Raw genomic sequence first — 17075 nt, 5'->3', positions numbered from 1 at the left:
GTGACAATTGGAGAACTATTAAAAAAGTACCGGCTGGAGAGCCTGAAAACGCAAAAAGAGTGGGTTGGTGACATTGTTAGTCCCTCTTATTATTCTAAAGTCGAGAAGAATATTCATCGGATTACAGCAGAAGATTTATTGCAGCTATTGAAATATAACAATGTTTCAGTGGCGGCGTTTTTTAAGCAGCTTAATCAGGAGCAGGAAACAGAGCAAGAACAAGAGGAACAGCTGTTTAATCTGGCACCGGAGGCTGTTTATAAAAATTCTGTCGCAGATTTACGTAAATTAAAACGAATTTTTAAAGAAAGTAATTTTGCGGATAAGGAAGAGCGGATTGTCTACATTGATGCAGAAATTGCGGAAATGACCGACCAAAAACTGCCAGTAGAAGAAGAGCAAACTTTGAAGCAGTTAATTTTTAAGGTTGCGGATTTTAATGAGGATAATTTACGGCTGTATTGCAATTATATGATGGTAATTTTTGATATTGACAGTAATTTGATTATTGCTAAAAGGGTAGTTAAGCAATTTATCAATTCTCCCAAATGGAAATTGCAAGCAATTATTTTAGCAATTATTGATAATATGATTATCCAGTGTATTGAAAATCAGCGCGAAGATGAAGCAAACTTTTTTATTGAAAGTGCCCAGCAGGTTACAGTTATCCCAGAAAACTTCTTTTATAAGAACATCTTGCAGTTTATGGCGAATATTATCAGATATCATCAAACTGGCGATGAAAAATTATTAGCGCAGTGTCAAACAGTGATTGATAATTTGGCTTTTACAGGGATGCCTGAATACAGTAAGCAGCTGCACAAATTTTATTTAGAAAATAAGTAAATTATTAGCTAAAGTCGGCTTTAAAACCGACGAATTGATGACCTTGGTAAGTTTGCTTGGCTAATTTGCCTGTGATTTTCCGTTTATTTAAGACGAATGTAATTGACTTGCCGGCAAAAAGATGTTTGAGCTCGCGCTCATTAAAGGTGTGTTTGCCCCAAGTTTGGTTAATTGCGATTTCTTTGCCGCGCCAAGTTCCTGTAACTTTTGGCTTAGGCGTAAAGGTGGGCTTCTTAGTTGTTTGCAATTTAGCTAGTTTAGGGTTTTTGTTTAAATTGGCGGCATTTTTTTGTTCAATTGCTAGGTCGTGCTTAACGATTTGATTAATCAAAAAGGGCACGTTGCGATAATCAAACTTGCCTTGTTTGACCATTTTCATCGTGTCTTGTAATTGCTCGGTGACTTTGGGCGAGGCAATGTAGGTTTGGTCACACAAGATTGATTGGACTAAACCGGGAAAAGTCAGCGAATATTTTTCCTTGGTGTTTTTGATTAGGGCACTTTTACCAGTTGAGATATTGGCTAACGTTTGCTCTTGAGTTGCACCCGTTCCAATTTTGTCTTTTTTAAGAAAATCAATAATAAACCGGTGAGTTGGCGACTTAGGCTTGGGGTTATGTCCCTCATAGACGAAGGGCTGTGCGCTTGAGCCAAAAGGCAACACTTCTTGGGTAGGTGCGTCGCTTAGGTCATTTTCGTCAAAAATCAGCTTGTAATTCAATTCGCGGGGTAAGTTAATTGTGCAGGTAAATTTGGGATAATCGGCAAGGTGGGCCTGTTCTTGGTCGTAAAGGTAATCCTCAGCTAAAATTGCCAAAAAACTTTTGGCGACAGCTTCATAAATTACTCGGCCACATTTGCCAAATTTTTGTTCAATTTCCGTTAGACTTCTTGGGACATTCAGACCGGGACGATTGGCACCGTGAGTGGCGTTATTCGCCAAGAATTTCTTTCGAAGTGTTGTGTGCGTTAATAATTTGGGGTCAACGTGAGTGACATGGGCAATTTGTTTAGCTAGTGGCAGTAATTGAGCGTACTGCTCTTGAGTGATTTTAGTATCTTCTGTTCTTGGATATGATAAGATCCCCGCCTCGTACATTTTTTGGTAAGTTGTAAGCACTTCTTGAGAAGAGTAGCCCTTTTTTCCAACTAAAATTGCCAGATGACTTAGGTCAAGCAAGTCAGGTGGTGCCTGGTGCTTAGCGATTTTTGCGTCAACAATAATTTGAGAATTGTGGAATTTAGATAATTCCAGTTTGGCATCGGCTTCTGTCGTAAATTTTGCCTTTTGTCCTTGTTTAAAAATATTTTGGTTAGTATCACGAAAACGGACTTCGTAATAGGATTTTTTGACATAATTTTGCCGCGCAGTCTCTTGTTGGTAGACTTGATTAACAATCGTTGATTTGAGCCGTCCTAATCGCAATGACTTCGGTTGAAAGCCGGCTTGTCTAGCAATGATTAAGGCAATTCGTGATAGTTGCATTGAAGCAAAGTCAAAGCGTTCACGGCCAGTTGCCTCTAAAAACTCGCCCTGTTGGTATTGGTTAGTGACATCAACCTTTTCCAGCAAGGCTTTTTTGATATTAGTTGGTGTTTCATCCGCAAAGCGAATGCGAAAAACACGCTTAGTCCAGTTAATTGCATTGATAATTTCCCAGCCCAGCAAATCGCCTTCGCCTGATGGGTCATCATCGGTGGCAATTACGATTGCATCGCACTTCTGAGCTGCATTCTTAATGTTGGCCAAGGCTGGTTCCATGCCGGGAATAACTTCTTTTTCCCAAGTAAAGTCAAGCAGGTTCCACGGATAATTGTTTAAGTCGTACCAATCGCTATATTTAGCAGCCTTATCTTGGGCAACCATTTGGTGCGGCTCTTTGAATTGTAATAGGTGCCCGTGAGCGTGGACAATTTGGTAGCTGTCGTGATTGAAGCTGCCCTTCAAGCCGCCTAATGCTGCGGCAAAATTCTTCGCGGCGCTGGCTTTTTCTGTTAAAAGCAAAAGTTTCAAGTTAATCAGTTCCTTGATAAAGATAAAATTTATGGGCAAACTCTTGTTTGACTTAAATAGTATATCTTGTATTTAGCAAATGAACAAATTTATTTATTTTATAATAAGAAGCTTTTGAATTACTAAATTAATTGATTGGAAAGTAAAATAGCCCGAGAAAAATGAAGGCAAAATAAAAAAGCAATCCTAATTGGATTGCTTTTTTTGGCTGAATTACTTCTTCGCCCTAAAGAAGATTACTTCACGAGCCGCAATTAACGGTCCTGAAGCCTGATGAATAGTTAGTCTAATCCCTTTGGCCCGAACATCACGCAAGCCAATTACTTTATTCTTACAATCAGCCTTCCAATTAAGGTGGTCGAAGTAAGTGACGTAATTAAAGCCATCTGTTGAAACAGCGATACTAATGTCGGTAGGATCAAAATTGTGGTCGATGTTACGCGGCACGAAGACCATTCGACTTAATTTTTCTACTTGACCAAAATCAAAGGTTAATTCTAGTGGCTTGTCTGGCGTTAATGCCTGAGCCGACTGCCATTCGCTCGCCAGCTTGAGGTCGGTTAAGTAAGCTAGCGGTTGTGTTGGGCTGCTGGGGTAGTTGCTGGTAACATTAATCTTGTCGATAGCATAATCGATCGCTGCATGCTTGGTAATAACGCCGAATGGATCTGACCATTCGGATACTTTATTCCCGGAAACGTAGCGCATCCGAATAATGTAGCGCGTATTAGGCAGTAACTCGTGGAAAGAAAAACAATTGCCAGTAATGCCTTCATATAAAAGCCCATTGATTTCAATTTGAACAGCAGCCTGCTTGGACCAAGCGAGTTCGAATGAATGAGCCGAGATTTTACTTGGATCAACGGCAGGAAGTTTTGGTGAAGGCAAAAGACCGTCAGTGATTTCGTGGACTAGAACATTTTCGCCGTAAGTATAATTATGAATAGCAATTTTAATTTTGGTGTTGGTAACATCGCGACTTGCCAGCTTAATTTGCAGGACTGTTTGCTTGGCATCGTGATAATGATTGAATTCTGGTACAGGACTGTAATTCGTATTGAAGAAAATCCCTTCACGAGCATGATTAAAGGCTTCAATTGTGCCGTATTCCTGCAAGTTAATTAGTTGGTCGTTGACTTTGACGGAGATTTGATCGGGATAAGCATCGCACATAATTGCCAAGTTCGTTGGCTGCTCAACTTCAAATCCGGGGTAATTGCCCTTAACTGGATTAATGTTAATGGTTAAATTCCCGGAATTTTGATTGGTGTCAATCCAAGTTTCACAATAATTATGATTAAAGTCTGTCAAATCATCGTCATCGTAAATTAAGGTTCTGCTGTGCCCTTGTGGATAAAAGACATAGTCTCGCTTGCCAAGGTCAAAGACACTGCCGCCGCGAACAAAGACGGGCAGGTGCCAGACAGGATAAGATAAATTGTTGTAGACGCGGCCGCCAGCATATTTTTCGCCAGTAAACAGGTCGAGCCACATTGTTCGGCTGTCTGGCAAATAAAGGTTGTCCTTACGTGAATTGCCATTTTCATCTTCGCGACCATTGGTAATTGGCGCAATTAGCAGGTTATTGCCCAGCATAAATTCACTGCTGAACTGCTCGGTATAATTACTGCGTTCATCAGGAAACGCGATAAAGAGCGGCTGCACGATAAAATTCCCAGCTTGGGCTTGGTGGTTAAGAGTGTAGAGGTAATTTTGTAGTTGTGCCCGTAAGATTGAATATGCGTGATTAATTTCCGTTATTTTTTTATTATAAGCAAATGGCGTTTTACTAAAGTTGCCTTGGTCATCAAGGTTGAATAACAGCGGCGTAAAACTCTTCCATTCGAAATCACGGACGCTGATTTGAGCATTACCGCCGCCTGTTGTACCGTCAATTGCGGCGCCAACAAGTGGTTGACCGGAAAGATTACTGCCGATAAAGCTGGCTACTTGAGTGGCAATATTTTCCCAGTTACCGCCGGGTGCGCCAAAAGCTAAAGCAGCGTTTTTTTGCATACCTTGGGTACCGGCACTTTGCAGAACCAGCGGCTTTTTGCGCTGTAAATTATTATTCAAAGTTGCATAATCGCTTGCGGCATGCTTGTTAGTAAAAGTGAAGGAAGTATGGTCTGGTAATTGAACTGGTGTCTTATCATCATGCCAAAAACCAGCTGCGACATCTTGAGTTTGGGCATAATCATTGAAGCAATTGAGAGCCTCAGGTGCCGAATTGGTTACGTCATAATTAGGCACAAACCAGCTAAGGGGGAAGTGTGCACTCTTATAGCGGTCAAGCATGGCGCGTGAAGAGAATTGGTAGTCTTCCTCGCCATTAAGTGAAGCTTTACCAACAGCATTAGCTTCATTACTTGTTCGCGTGTAATAATTATTGCCAAACTTGCTGGCATTGCGCTCCTTGGCTTCGCTTGGCTGCCACAGAGTAGTGCAGAAGTTACCAATATGACCAAGCCCCAATGCATATTTAGGCAGCATCATTGGTTTGCCAGTTAGGGCATAATATTTAGCCAAAATCGCTTGCGGGGTATCGCCGATAATATAAAAATTATCAAAAATCCCGTCTTGGTGGGTAATTGAAGTCAAATTGCTATAGGTAGTACCGAAGTCGTAGCTGCCGTTAGTATTAGTATTGCGAAACTCGCCGTAACCAGCATTAGACCAAAAAAATGGTACTTGGGTAATAACGCCTTCCTTGCCAGTAATGTTGTCAGCCATAATTGCCAATTTGTGTCCTTTATGGCTGAAATAACCGCATTGTAAGCCACCGCCAAAGTAAAATTCATTTTTATTTTGATTTAAAAATTCAGTGGTTTGGTTAGCTGATAGTTCGAGCGGCTGTGCCTGTTTCATTCGGATACCATGCAAAGTTTCATCGAAGATACTCATGACGGCAGGTTTTTGCCCAAAAATAACTTGATAATTACCTGCTTGAATAATTAATGAGTCACTAGTTGCCCGCACTTGTGAATGCTCAAAAAATTCATTGCTAAAATTAAGCTGAAGCATCGATGTTTGCGTGATTGGAGAATCAGTATTGGGATCAAGCACAAACCGAAAAATACCGTCAGCTAAAATATAAAAGCGGGCTATTTCGCCAGTTGCGTAATGCAATTCATAATAGTTTTCACATCTGTTGGCACCAGTTAATGCACCTAGCTGGTGTTTGTTTGTTTGCATATATTCTGTCATAATCTTTGCTTCCTAATTTAGTTTGCTTAATATCTATTATAACTAAAAATTCAAGTTTTTCTGCAGTATTTGTGATTAAACTGGTTAAGACCAATTTAATGGGTTAAAATGAACATATAATGAAGTGAATGTTCGCAAAGAGGGAGGAAACAATGACTTATTATATTCACGCTGATAAATTTTTTCTGGAAAATATAACTACTGATGGCGGCTATCTTGAAATTCAAGATAACGGGCAGTTTGGTTACTATTATTCAGAACAGGAAAAGCCAGCGGGTAAGATTGTCGATTATCTCGGTAAGTGGATTGCTCCCGGACTAGTTGATACCCATGTTCACGGCTCACTAAAAGAAGACGTGATGAGAAGTGATTGGGACGGGATTAATCACTTGTCTGAAGGCTTTTTGCAATCTGGTGTTACTAGCTGGCTGCCGACAACTTATACAGCTGGTGCCGATACTTTGAGTCGAATTTGTCAGATGTTTGGCGATCATCGCGGCGAAGAAACAGGTGCTAAAATTCAAGGTTTGCACTTTGAGGGGCCTTACTTCACTGCCGAGCATGCCGGTGCTGAAAATCCGAAATATTTGTTAGATCCCGATATTAACCAGTTTAATCAGTGGCGTGAAGAGTCGCGAGGTCTGTTAAATAAGATTTCTCTTGCTCCTGAACGTAAAGGCGCAAGAGAATTCATTCGCAACGTTGTTCAAGAAGGTGTTGTTGTTTCCTTGGGGCATTCAAGTGCTGACTTTGAGCAAGCTGCAGCTGGCATTGCAGCTGGCGCAACCATGTTCACTCACACATTTAATGGGATGCCGGATCCGTCACATCACGCACCATCAATTTCTAACGCGGCAATGGCGCTCCATAATGTCACCGATGAACTAATTTGTGATGGGCACCATGTTAAGAAGGAAATGGTGCGGGCACTAATTCAATTAAAGGGGCCTGAACATATTGCCTTGATTACCGACTGTATGGAAGCCGGCATGATGCCTGATGGCGATTATATGCTGGGCGAATTACCAGTTTATGTTCAAGATGGCATGGCTCGCTTAAAGAGCAACGATAACTTGGCCGGCAGTATCCTGCAGTTGAAGACAGCCGTTAAGAACGTTGTTGACTGGAATGCGGCAACTCCTGAAGAAGCGATTATGATGGCTTCTTATGTTCCAGCTAAGAGTGCACATATTTTAGACAAGTGCGGTTCGATCGCTCCGGATAAGGACGCGGACTTCATTGTACTTAATCCAGACATGACTTTGAGTGAAACCTACCTCAGCGGTAAGTCACGTTACAAGGCCTAACAAAAAATGGTTCTCATAAGAGAACCATTTTTTATGTACACTTTAGTAAACAGCACCGTCGTAAAAGTTAAAACGTGGCTTATTAAAGTCATAATTTTCTAATTCGCTGAGCTTAATGGCGTTATCGCAGACACCCCAGCTCATTAAGTTGATTGGTTTACCGTAGTCTTCATCAGGAATAACCAGTAAAATATATTTACCTTGACTTAGAGCGTAGCCCAGTTCCATTCCCAAACCAACATCTTCTTCTTCTGGCAAGTAAACGCCAATCATGATGTCGCTGGACTTAATACCAATTAAATCACCGTGGTAGGTTGCAGTTGCCCATTCGCGATCACGCAAATATTCTGGATGTTCTTCAACATTGATGTCTTTATATTGGTGGTCCAATGGAACATAACTGTTTTCAAGATCAATGGTTGGGTTGGCAGCCAAGGCTTTCATTGCTGCCTGGTAAGCATTGTTTTGCTTTTCGTTGAACCAACCAGCACCAAAGTAAACGGTCTTTGTCTTAGTCATACTAGGTCTCCTTTAACTATTATTTTAGGTAAATGTTACGTAATTTACTGATTTCTGCATCAGTTAATTTCATAATATCATGTAAATAGTTGTCCACGCTACCATATTTTCCGTTAATAGTTGCTAAAACATGATCGATGTATTCAACGTGAACGGTTTGGAAGTCTTTTAAAATATTTAATGTGGCATCGTCAGCACCTTGTGCCTTAGCTTTTTGCATCATATTTTCAACAAAGTCAGCGGTGGCAATGTTAGTTAATAAGTAGTCCTGCTTGATTGTTTCAAGGGGAACACCAAGAGCGGTTAAGATAAGCAATGCTCCAACACCGGTTCTGTCCTTACCAGCAGTACAATGGAAGATTAAACTTTGACCTTCTTCATCATTTGCCAATAATAGGTCGAAGAAGCGGCGGTAAGCCTTTTGTGCGGGTTCACTGGTAATCATATCATCGTAAGCAAACATCATGTGTTCATAACCTGCTTGAGGATTTTTTTGACCTTGCTTGATGACTTCTTCAATACTCTTAGAAGCGTTGGTTAAATCCTCGCTGAAAACTGGATCGTAATCATATTCGGCTCCTTCAGGAACGCGGTCAGGTTCATGGTCAACTTCAGCTTGACTTCTGAAATCAACGACGTATTTAACGCCGTAATCGTGTAAGAACTTGCGGTCAGTTTCATCTAAGCTACCTAAGTTAGCAGTTCTTAACAACTTGTGCATTTTAATCGTTTTGCCGTCTGCAGTTTTGTAGCCGCCAAGTTCACGGAAGTTGCGGCCGCTCTTAACACCGATTAATTGATTAGTTAAATTCTCTGTCATAAATTCCACCCTTTATCTTTTGACATTTACGTTCTATTCTAGCAATAAACCAGGGTGTAAACAATTATAAAAGAGTTAAATGTTATCAAAAATATGTTAAAATTAAAGTTAAATAAAACAATATATTTATAGAGGGTGAGTACATGAGTACGAAAAAAGACAGTATTTTAGTTCCAGTTGATGGCTCAGAATCAGCTGAAAGATCTTTTGATAAAGCAGTTAAAATTGCACTAACGGAAAATGCTCATATTGATATTTTAAACGTGATTGATACTAGGCAATTTTTGGGTGAAATGCAGGATACGCTGATTTCAGGCGATACTGTTTACCAGATGACGCAAGATACTAGTAAATATTTAAAGAGTTTGAAGCAATGGGCACATGATAACTTTGACTTTGATGATATTGATTACCATATTCGTTATGGCAGCCCTAAGGCGGTTATTTCCTATGACTTTATTAAGGACCACCACGATAATCTAATCATTATGGGTGCAACTGGCTTGAATGCGGTTGAGAGAATGCTGATGGGGTCAGTTACAGAATACGTTAACCAGCATGCTTTGGCTGATGTATTGATTGTTCGTACTGACGTTGATAACAACCCAATTCGGCAAAAATAAGAAACCAGTTGGATAGCTATTAATTAGTCTGTTGATATTATATAGTGGATTATTTGAAATTCGATGTTAATTACGTTTTGTGATTAATATCGAGTTTTTTGTTAATAATGGAATCATGAAGCAATCATTGAAAAAGCCGAACCTAAGATGATGAATTCAGTAGTCTAATCAACCTTATTAAGTAAATTCCGAACAATATTATTTTTAGTTTGCCTGGGCTAGTTAAGAGAAGTTGATTAAGGTAATCATTTATGTAAGAAAAAATTTGCTTGCGAAGGCAGCTAACATTTTTTAGCTAAAAAATAGTTTTTTTAAAATAATTTTCTTTTCTAAACAACTAATTTCTGCTATTATTTAATAGAATAAATGCGAAACAGATGAAAGGGGAGTGAAAGTCATGCAAAAAGATGAACGGCGCGTAGCGTTCATTGATGTTTTTGCAATTAAGACTTTTTGCTTTCCTGCAAATGGTAGTATTGTTCGTTTTTTAACCAAAAAAGTTATTGAAAGACTTAATATAATTCACTTTTGTGTTGTTACATTAAGTCTTTTTTGATGTCTAGGAGGGCATAATGAAAAAATTTAAGAAAGTGCTAGCTGGTGCTGCCGTCTTTTTAGTAGCGTTAATGGCAACTGCTTGTTCAAGTAAGAGTAAGAGTCAAGAAAGTTCCACCCCGAAGTCTTTGAATGTTCAATTTGTCCCAAGCCAAGCTGCAACTAAGCTGCAAGCTAGAGCTAAGCCGTTAGAAAAGATGCTATCTGATCGTTTAGGCATTCCAGTTCACGTATCAATGTCAACAGATTACAACACGGTTGTTGAAGCCATGAAATCTAAGAAAGTTGACGTTGGTTTCTTGCCGCCAAATGGTTACATTTTAGCGCACAAGCAAGGTGCTGCCGATGTTTTATTGCAGGCACAAAGATATGGTGTTAAGCAACCAGGTGGTAAGCCAACTAAGGACTTAGTTAACTTTTACCGGTCAGAAATTTTAGTTAAAAAGAATTCAAAGATTAAGAGTTGGAAAGACTTAAAGGGTAAGTCAATTTCAATTCAAAGTCCAACTTCATCAGCAGGCTACGTGTTCCCAATTGCTGAATTAAAGGAAAAGGGCTTAGATGTACCTAAGAGTTGTAAGTTAGTAACTGTTACTGGTCAAGACCAAGCAGTTCTGAACGTCTTAAACGGCGATACTGATGCTGCTTTTGTCTTTGAAGATGCACGGACAATCGTTCAAAAAGATAACCCGAAGATTATGAGCCAAGTAGTGCCAATTTACTTTACTAAGGCTATTCCTAATGACACGATTTCAGTTGTTCCAAGTATGCCAAAGGCATTCCGTAAGAAGTTAGCTAAGGCATTTATTGAAATTGGTAAATCTAAGAAGGGTAAGAAGATTATCGAAAGTATTTACACTCATGAAGGTTACGTTCCTGCAAAAGATAGTAACTTTGCCGTTGTTCGTAAATACGAAAAGATTATTGAGTCAACCAAGAAATAAGTTAAATAAAGGAAGTATATAATGGCAGATTCTTCAGTTAAGCCAGTTATTGAATTAAAAAACGTTAAAAAAGTTTATGGCAAAGACGTTGTTGGTTTAAAGAATATCAATTTAACTATCAATAAAGGCGAATTTGTCGTTATTGTTGGTCTCTCTGGTGCTGGTAAGTCGACCCTTCTGCGCTCGATTAACCGCCTAATTGATATTACTGATGGTGATATTTTAATTAATGGCAAATCAATCACTAAGGCAAGAGGCAAAGAGCTACGGATTCTGCGACGCAATATTGGGATGATTTTCCAGAGCTTCAATCTGGTTAAACGTTCTAGCGTTTTGCGTAATGTATTAACAGGCCGCGTAGGTTATTACCCTACTTGGAAGAGTACACTTAACTTATTTACTAAAGAAGATAAGCAGCGTGCTTATGAGGCTTTGCAACAAGTTGACCTGGCTGACAAGGTTTATTCACGTGCTGATGAACTATCTGGTGGGCAACAACAACGGGTTGCGATTGCCCGCGTTTTAACGCAAAATCCAGAGATCATTTTAGCTGATGAGCCAACAGCCTCACTTGACCCGCAAACTTCTCGTCGTGTAATGCAAGACCTCAAGATGCTGAACGAAAAGCACGGCATGACAGTTGTGATTAACTTGCATAGTGTCGAGTTAGCACAAGAATTTGGTAAACGAGTTATTGGTGTACGTGCTGGTGAAATTATTTATGACGGCAAGATGAGCGAAACACCAGAGTCGACCTTCACCAAGATTTACAATGGTGGTGAACAAGATGAGTAATACTGATAAGGAAGCACTCATGGCTTTGCCTAAGAAAAAGTTCAAGTTTTGGAACTTAATTTGGGTAATTGTCTTTATTGCGGGATTATTTGTATCAACAGATGTTACACACACTAATCTTGGTACTCTGTTTGCTAACTTTAGTCAGTTTACCGACATCTTTTCCCAAATGCTGCACCCTGATTGGGGATATTTGGGACCAGTTATGCCGCTGCTTCTTGAAACAATCAAGATGGCAATTTTGGGGACAGTGATTGGTTCTATTCTGGCCTTCATTTATTCGCTGTTAATTGCACGTAACATCGTTAAGAATAAGGCTGTTACCGGCATTTTGCGGTTAATTATGAATATTATCAGAACTGTACCAGACCTCTTATTAGGGGCAATCTTTGTTGCCATTGTTGGGATTGGTCCAGTTGCCGGTATTTTGGCCTTAGCTATTTGTACTTTTGGGATTGTTGTTAAGCTCTTTTATGAAGCAATTGAAACGATTGATCCGGGTCCAATTGAGGCTTTGACGGCTGTCGGTGCTAATAAACTGCAAATTATTGTTTTTGCTGTTTTACCACAAGTCATTACTTACTTTATTTCTTATTGTCTGTACGCATTTGAAATTAACGTCCGGGCTTCAACTGTATTAGGATATATCGGTGCCGGTGGTATCGGTCTTTACCTGCAGCAAACTCTGCAAGTCTTTGATTACGCTAAGACGGGAACGATTATCCTAGTTATCATTGTGGTTGTAGTCTTAATCGACTACGTTTCGTCTAAATCACGGGAGGCGTTGATGAAATAATGGATACTAATATGAAGAAATTACCTCCTCGCCAAGTTGATGTCTCGAAACGGATATTGCACTGGGGTTTAGCGTTAATTACAATTGTTCTTATTGTTTGGTCATGCACGGGAATGGATTTTGGCGGTATTAAAGCTACTGCTGGTCAAATTGCTGGTGCGATTTTTAGCGGTATTTTCCATCCTGATTGGTCATACGTTTATAATGGCACTGGTGAAGATTTGGTATCACAATTATGGCAAACTGTATGTATTGCTTTCTTAGGTACGTTTATCTCTGCAATTATTTCATTGCCATTTGCCTTTTGGGCAGCACACACTAAGCATAAAAAGTGGTATGTTTCACGGACTGGTAAGATTATCTTGGCAATTATCCGGTCATTCCCTGAAATCGTCTTGGCCTTGATGTTTATTAAGGCTGTTGGTCCTGGTTCAGCTGCCGGTGTTTTGGCATTAGGCTTCCACTCGGTTGGGATGCTGGCAAAATTGTTCTCGGAAGCAATTGAAAATCTCGAAGATGGTCCTAATGAGGCAGTAACGGCTGTTGGGGGTTCGAAAACTAATATTACGATGTTTTCAACGCTGCCTAACTTAATGCCAGCCTTGATTTCGAATACGTTGTACCGGTTTGATGTTTCTATTCGGTCAGCTTCAATCCTTGGCTTGGTTGGTGCCGGTGGTATCGGTTACCCGCTGATTATTGCACTGCAATACCGGCAATGGAATCGCGTTGGAATTATCCTACTTGGAATTATTGTCATGGTAATTGTGATTGACTGGATTTCCGGTGTAATTCGGAAGAAATTAGTTTAATAAGAATATGCTAAAAGCAGTGAATAAATAATTTATTCACTGCTTTTTCTTTGGTTTATTTTAAAAAATTGATGCCTTTAGTAGTATATTTTTGTATAATATTAGGAACGTAGAAAAGTTAAAAGACGGTTTACTACCTGTGAGTGAAAGGACTGATGCCTATGAGCATGAGTGGATTCATACTCCAATCTATTATCAGAAGGGAGGACAGGTAGGTGCAAATCATTTTGGCACTGATGTTAATTTTTGCTATTAGTTTAGTTGGATTAGCATTTATATTAGTCAAAATGAAACAGTATCAGCTGCTGGCGGCAGTGATAATCAATCTACTGCCATTAGTGGTTGAACTGCTAAGAAGTTTGCTCAAGTAATTTTGAGTAAACAAAAACCGTCTTACTCTACCAGGAAATGACGGTTTTGTAAAAATTAATTTTCAGGTAGTAAACCACTTTTAGTGGCTCTACGTTAAGGGGTTGTGTTACCAGCACAGCTCCTTTTTATTATAGAAATAGTGTAACACGAAAGGAAAAAATTATAAAGATAAGTGATGATTAGCTATGATATTTAAAAGGACAGGTTTCTAAATGGTCATTAATGAGGCCGATGCCTTGTAAATATGAATAAATTACAACAGGACCAACAAAAGAAAAGCCATCCTTTTTTAATTGTTTTGCCAACTTTTTGGCGACTTCACTTGTTGTTGGAATTTGAGCCATTGTTTGCGGATGATTGATAAGTGGTGTTTGGATAAATTCTTGTAAATAATGACCAAAACTGCCATATTTGGCTTCAATAATTAAGATCGCTTTCGCGTTCTTGATAGCAGCGGTAATTTTTTGCCGGTTACGAATAATCGAACTGTCTTGCATCAGAGTTGTAATGTCTGCATCTGTCATTTGTGCGACTTCTTCGGGAATGAAATTTTTGAAAGCACGACGAAAATTTTCTCGCTTGTGCAAAACAATCGACCAATTAAGTCCGGATTGAAATAGTTCCAACACAAGCATTTCATAGAGATATTGCTCATCTAAGTTGAGTTTGCCCCACTCGTGATCGTGATACTGCTGCATTAATTTGTCTTGACTGTTGCCCCACGGACAACGGGAATATTCTTCCATGTTAATTGCTCCTTTAGTCTGTATTTGCTTAATATTAAATACGCAAAAAATAGCGGAATTAATAATATTAGCTTTATGATATTAATAATTTATTTGCCAATAATTATAAAAAGTAATATATTTATGTAAGCGAATACATAAATAGAAATTAGGGAGATAAAATGATGCAAAAAGTACGCGGAACAGTTAGTGACTTTGACGAATATCAGGGTCATAAAATTCAAAAGTTGAGCTTAACTAATGCTAATGGTGTAACATTGTCGCTCTTGACCTTGGGAGCAACAATTTATGAAATTCTGGTGCCAACTAAGTCCGAAACACATAATATAGTTTTAAATTATTATAATAGCAAGGATTATCTTGCTAATCCGTTTTATATTTGTATGGCGATTGGTCGCACTGCTGGCCGAATCATGGATGGTCAGGTAGTCCTTAATGGTCAGATAACCCAATTACCTCAAAATGAGGGAACGACAACGCTGCATGGGGGACCTGACGGTTTTAACAGTCAAATTTGGCAGGGAAAAATTGTCCAAACTGCCATGGGTGATGCAATTGAAATGAGTCATCTGCAGACAGGAGATGGTTATCCCGGTGAGATGCAAGTTAAAATTATTTATACTTTGTCACCCGATGATGTTGTTGGTATCAAGTATACTGCTGCCAGCACGGCAGATACAGTCTTTAATCCAACCCAGCATGTTTATTTTAATTTAGGTTTGGATGATACAATTACTGGACAGATGCTAAAAATAAACGCGGCTCATATTCAGGAATTAGATCAGAATAAAATTCCAACAGGTAAGCAAATTCTGGTTGAGCATACCCCATTTGATTTTCAACAACCGACGAATTTAGGTACAGCAATTAAAGAGATGAATGGCACTACTGAAAAAGGGTTCGACGATATTTTTGTAGTTAATAATGACCAGAAGATAATTGCAGAATTGGCGGATCCGCAAACTAAAATTAGCGTGGGAATCGAGTCAGATAGAAATGGCTTGGTAATGTTCACGGCTAATTCCTTTACTCAAGACCAGATGAACTTGATAAGGACCAAAGGTGTAGGTGAACCATATGAAGGAATTGCTCTTGAGCCGCAGACTTTATCTAAAGCTGGCAGTACCCGTGACTTTTCTGCAATTGAATTAAAAACGGATAAAGAAAAGTCATATACAATAAAGTATCATTTGCATTATGAAAAGTAATAGTAAAATATTGGTTAAAAATAAAAGCGTAGTTTAATTAAAACTATGCTTTTATTTTTAATTATATAGTTATTTTTTTACTTAGTAACATCCAAATTGCGGCGATACCAATCATTACTATTACTAGCATACCAATCTTTTCTAAAGTAGTTAACTTACGTCTTTTTCTAACTGCTAAATAATATAAATATAGCCCGGGAATGTAGATAATTGTACATACCAATAAGTATTTTAATCCTGCAAAAAGAATACCGACTGTTTCAAAAATCAGTGTACCAATACCAATAAATAATTGCCGCTTATTTTTTTCTTGCGATGATAGTTTAATTTGATAGGAAGCGACAATAATATAAGTAATAATTACAGAAGCGGTGCTTAAACTATATGCAAATTCGTAAGCCTTATTTGTAAATAGTAAACTAATTAAGAACAATTGTACCATTACCCCAGTTGTAATAAGTGCATAAATTGGTGCACCAAATTTATTGGTTTCCCCCAATTTTTTTGGCAAAAGTTTTTCTTTAGCCATGGCACACATTGTTTCTGACGGTAAAATTGTCCATGAAATCCATGTTCCAATAATTGAAATTAAGACGCCAACGCTAATGAGTAATCCACCCCAAGGGCCAACTATTTTTTCTAAGAGATAAGCCATTGGTGGTTGAGGTGCATTAATTAATTGTGCCCTTGTAAAATAACCATAGGGTAGAATTGAAGCTAAAACGTAGATAATTAATAATGCTACAACACCGATTAAAGTTGAGCGACCAGCAATTTTTTTACTTTTTGCCCTGGCAGCAAGAACAGTAGCTCCTTCGATCCCGACGAATAACCACATCATGGTCATAAAACAGTTCTTTACTTGAACAACAGTACTGCTGAAATTAAAAGAATTAGCAAGATTGCCCCAAAAGTGTTGTGAGAAAAAGTTTACTTTGAAAACTAATATACTGGCAATAATAAAAACAATAATTGGTATTAACTTGCAAATCGTAATAATTGAGTCAACAAAGGCAGCATTTTCAATTCCCAGTGAAACCATAAAGATTAGCAGCCATGAGCAAATACTTGCGCCAATAATAGAATAGATACTGTTGCTCTTACTAAAAATCGGGAAGAAGTAACCTAATGTACTCATAAAAATGGTTGAAATAGCAATATTACCAAGCCAACAGGACATCCAGTAACCCCAGCCACTAATGAAGCCAGCAAAATCGCCAAATCCTTTTTTGCCATAAGTGAAGATACCATTGAGAGTGGGACATTTAATCAATAAATTATTGAAAGTTGCCGCAAGAAGAATTACTCCTATGCCAATAATTAGCCAGGCAATTAGCGCAGGACCTTGTGCGGCTGCGTGAGCCAGATCACTGCTGAGTGCGAAAATTCCCGCGCCAATAGAAGTAGTTACAATTAGCATGACTAAAGTAAAACCGTTTATTTTTTTCTTTTCGGTCATAAATTTATTTCCTCAGTTTTTTTTAAAAAAACGTTAGTAAATTTTGAAAACG

At 38.8% G+C, this 17075-nt stretch carries 16 protein-coding genes; 10 read left to right on the top strand and 6 right to left on the bottom strand.

What is annotated here, in order from left to right:
* On the top strand, window positions 1-846 hold the full coding sequence (locus tag OZX58_RS07640; protein WP_277140893.1) for an Rgg/GadR/MutR family transcriptional regulator: 846 nt from the start codon (window positions 1-3) through the stop codon (window positions 844-846).
* Between the two features lie 4 nt (window positions 847-850).
* Here OZX58_RS07640 and OZX58_RS07635 read toward each other — a convergent pair whose 3' ends face one another.
* Together OZX58_RS07635 and OZX58_RS07630 are read right to left on the bottom strand one after the other, a co-directional pair.
* Complete coding sequence (locus OZX58_RS07635; RefSeq protein ID WP_277140892.1) at window positions 851-2860, bottom strand: DNA topoisomerase; 2010 nt, start codon at window positions 2858-2860, stop codon at window positions 851-853.
* A 213-nt stretch (window positions 2861-3073) separates the two neighbouring features.
* Window positions 3074-6067, bottom strand: a complete 2994-nt coding sequence (locus OZX58_RS07630; RefSeq protein ID WP_277140891.1) for a TIM-barrel domain-containing protein — start codon at window positions 6065-6067, stop codon at window positions 3074-3076.
* Window positions 6068-6219: 152 nt separating this feature from the next.
* Between OZX58_RS07630 and nagA the strand changes: the two genes are divergently transcribed.
* Entirely contained in the window at window positions 6220-7374 is a 1155-nt protein-coding gene (gene nagA, locus OZX58_RS07625; protein ID WP_277140890.1) for an N-acetylglucosamine-6-phosphate deacetylase, read from the top strand.
* Between the two features lie 42 nt (window positions 7375-7416).
* Here the strand turns inward: nagA and OZX58_RS07620 are convergent, their stop codons facing one another.
* Both OZX58_RS07620 and OZX58_RS07615 read right to left on the bottom strand, forming a co-directional pair.
* Window positions 7417-7893 (bottom strand): nucleoside 2-deoxyribosyltransferase, encoded by a 477-nt coding sequence (locus OZX58_RS07620; protein ID WP_277130241.1) that lies wholly within the window; start codon window positions 7891-7893, stop codon window positions 7417-7419.
* 19 nt (window positions 7894-7912) lie between these two features.
* Window positions 7913-8713, bottom strand: coding sequence for a tyrosine-protein phosphatase (locus OZX58_RS07615; protein ID WP_277140889.1), 801 nt, complete (start codon window positions 8711-8713; stop codon window positions 7913-7915).
* A 143-nt stretch (window positions 8714-8856) separates the two neighbouring features.
* Between OZX58_RS07615 and OZX58_RS07610 the strand changes: the two genes are divergently transcribed.
* The 7 genes from OZX58_RS07610 (at window position 8857) to OZX58_RS07580 (ending at window position 13609) form a co-directional block, all read left to right on the top strand.
* Window positions 8857-9336, top strand: coding sequence for a universal stress protein (locus OZX58_RS07610; protein ID WP_277130247.1), 480 nt, complete (start codon window positions 8857-8859; stop codon window positions 9334-9336).
* A 397-nt stretch (window positions 9337-9733) separates the two neighbouring features.
* Entirely contained in the window at window positions 9734-9892 is a 159-nt protein-coding gene (locus OZX58_RS07605; protein ID WP_277130250.1) for a hypothetical protein, read from the top strand.
* 16 nt (window positions 9893-9908) lie between these two features.
* Entirely contained in the window at window positions 9909-10835 is a 927-nt protein-coding gene (locus OZX58_RS07600; protein WP_277130253.1) for a phosphate/phosphite/phosphonate ABC transporter substrate-binding protein, read from the top strand.
* Between the two features lie 21 nt (window positions 10836-10856).
* Complete coding sequence (phnC, locus tag OZX58_RS07595; protein ID WP_277140888.1) at window positions 10857-11630, top strand: phosphonate ABC transporter ATP-binding protein; 774 nt, start codon at window positions 10857-10859, stop codon at window positions 11628-11630.
* The gene (gene phnE / locus OZX58_RS07590; RefSeq protein ID WP_277130259.1) at window positions 11623-12426 is read left to right on the top strand and encodes a phosphonate ABC transporter, permease protein PhnE; all 804 of its coding nucleotides are present in this window, start codon (window positions 11623-11625) and stop codon (window positions 12424-12426) included. Before phnC ends, phnE (OZX58_RS07590) begins: the two co-directional genes overlap by 8 nt.
* Window positions 12426-13238 (top strand): phosphonate ABC transporter, permease protein PhnE, encoded by an 813-nt coding sequence (gene phnE / locus OZX58_RS07585; RefSeq protein WP_277140887.1) that lies wholly within the window; start codon window positions 12426-12428, stop codon window positions 13236-13238. Before phnE (OZX58_RS07590) ends, phnE (OZX58_RS07585) begins: the two co-directional genes overlap by 1 nt.
* Before the next feature lie 215 nt (window positions 13239-13453).
* Window positions 13454-13609 carry a hypothetical protein gene (locus OZX58_RS07580; protein ID WP_277140886.1) on the top strand — a complete coding sequence of 52 codons (156 nt, stop codon included), beginning with the start codon at window positions 13454-13456 and terminating at the stop codon, window positions 13607-13609.
* Window positions 13610-13789: 180 nt separating this feature from the next.
* On the opposite strand, the gene OZX58_RS07575 is transcribed toward OZX58_RS07580, so the two are convergent.
* Window positions 13790-14356, bottom strand: coding sequence for a DNA-3-methyladenine glycosylase I (locus OZX58_RS07575; RefSeq protein WP_277140885.1), 567 nt, complete (start codon window positions 14354-14356; stop codon window positions 13790-13792).
* Window positions 14357-14517: 161 nt separating this feature from the next.
* On the opposite strand from OZX58_RS07575, the gene OZX58_RS07570 reads away from it, so the two are divergent.
* A complete protein-coding gene (locus OZX58_RS07570; protein WP_277140884.1) occupies window positions 14518-15564 on the top strand; it encodes an aldose epimerase family protein in 1047 nt (348 codons plus the stop codon).
* Window positions 15565-15625: 61 nt separating this feature from the next.
* Here the strand turns inward: OZX58_RS07570 and OZX58_RS07565 are convergent, their stop codons facing one another.
* On the bottom strand, window positions 15626-17023 hold the full coding sequence (locus OZX58_RS07565) for a basic amino acid/polyamine antiporter (RefSeq protein WP_277140883.1): 1398 nt from the start codon (window positions 17021-17023) through the stop codon (window positions 15626-15628).
* Window positions 17024-17075 lie beyond the last annotated feature (52 nt).

The sequence above is a fragment of the Lactobacillus sp. ESL0680 genome (genome assembly GCF_029392855.1).
Classification (GTDB): domain Bacteria; phylum Bacillota; class Bacilli; order Lactobacillales; family Lactobacillaceae; genus Lactobacillus.
This window is presented reverse-complemented; position numbering and strand designations above follow the sequence as displayed.

Bases quoted from the DNA above. Each gene is read 5' to 3' on its own strand.
- OZX58_RS07600 (WP_277130253.1), top strand. From the start codon at position 9,909: ATGAAAAAATTTAAGAAAGTGCTAGCTGGTGCTGCCGTCTTTTTAGTA.
- nagA (WP_277140890.1), top strand. From the start codon at position 6,220: ATGACTTATTATATTCACGCTGATAAATTTTTTCTGGAAAATATAACT.
- phnC (WP_277140888.1), top strand. From the start codon at position 10,857: ATGGCAGATTCTTCAGTTAAGCCAGTTATTGAATTAAAAAACGTTAAA.
- OZX58_RS07615 (WP_277140889.1), bottom strand. From the start codon at position 8,713: ATGACAGAGAATTTAACTAATCAATTAATCGGTGTTAAGAGCGGCCGC.
- OZX58_RS07575 (WP_277140885.1), bottom strand. From the start codon at position 14,356: ATGGAAGAATATTCCCGTTGTCCGTGGGGCAACAGTCAAGACAAATTA.
- phnE (WP_277140887.1), top strand. From the start codon at position 12,426: ATGGATACTAATATGAAGAAATTACCTCCTCGCCAAGTTGATGTCTCG.
- phnE (WP_277130259.1), top strand. From the start codon at position 11,623: ATGAGTAATACTGATAAGGAAGCACTCATGGCTTTGCCTAAGAAAAAG.
- OZX58_RS07630 (WP_277140891.1), bottom strand. From the start codon at position 6,067: ATGACAGAATATATGCAAACAAACAAACACCAGCTAGGTGCATTAACT.
- OZX58_RS07620 (WP_277130241.1), bottom strand. From the start codon at position 7,893: ATGACTAAGACAAAGACCGTTTACTTTGGTGCTGGTTGGTTCAACGAA.
- OZX58_RS07605 (WP_277130250.1), top strand. From the start codon at position 9,734: ATGCAAAAAGATGAACGGCGCGTAGCGTTCATTGATGTTTTTGCAATT.
- OZX58_RS07570 (WP_277140884.1), top strand. From the start codon at position 14,518: ATGATGCAAAAAGTACGCGGAACAGTTAGTGACTTTGACGAATATCAG.
- OZX58_RS07565 (WP_277140883.1), bottom strand. From the start codon at position 17,023: ATGACCGAAAAGAAAAAAATAAACGGTTTTACTTTAGTCATGCTAATT.
- OZX58_RS07610 (WP_277130247.1), top strand. From the start codon at position 8,857: ATGAGTACGAAAAAAGACAGTATTTTAGTTCCAGTTGATGGCTCAGAA.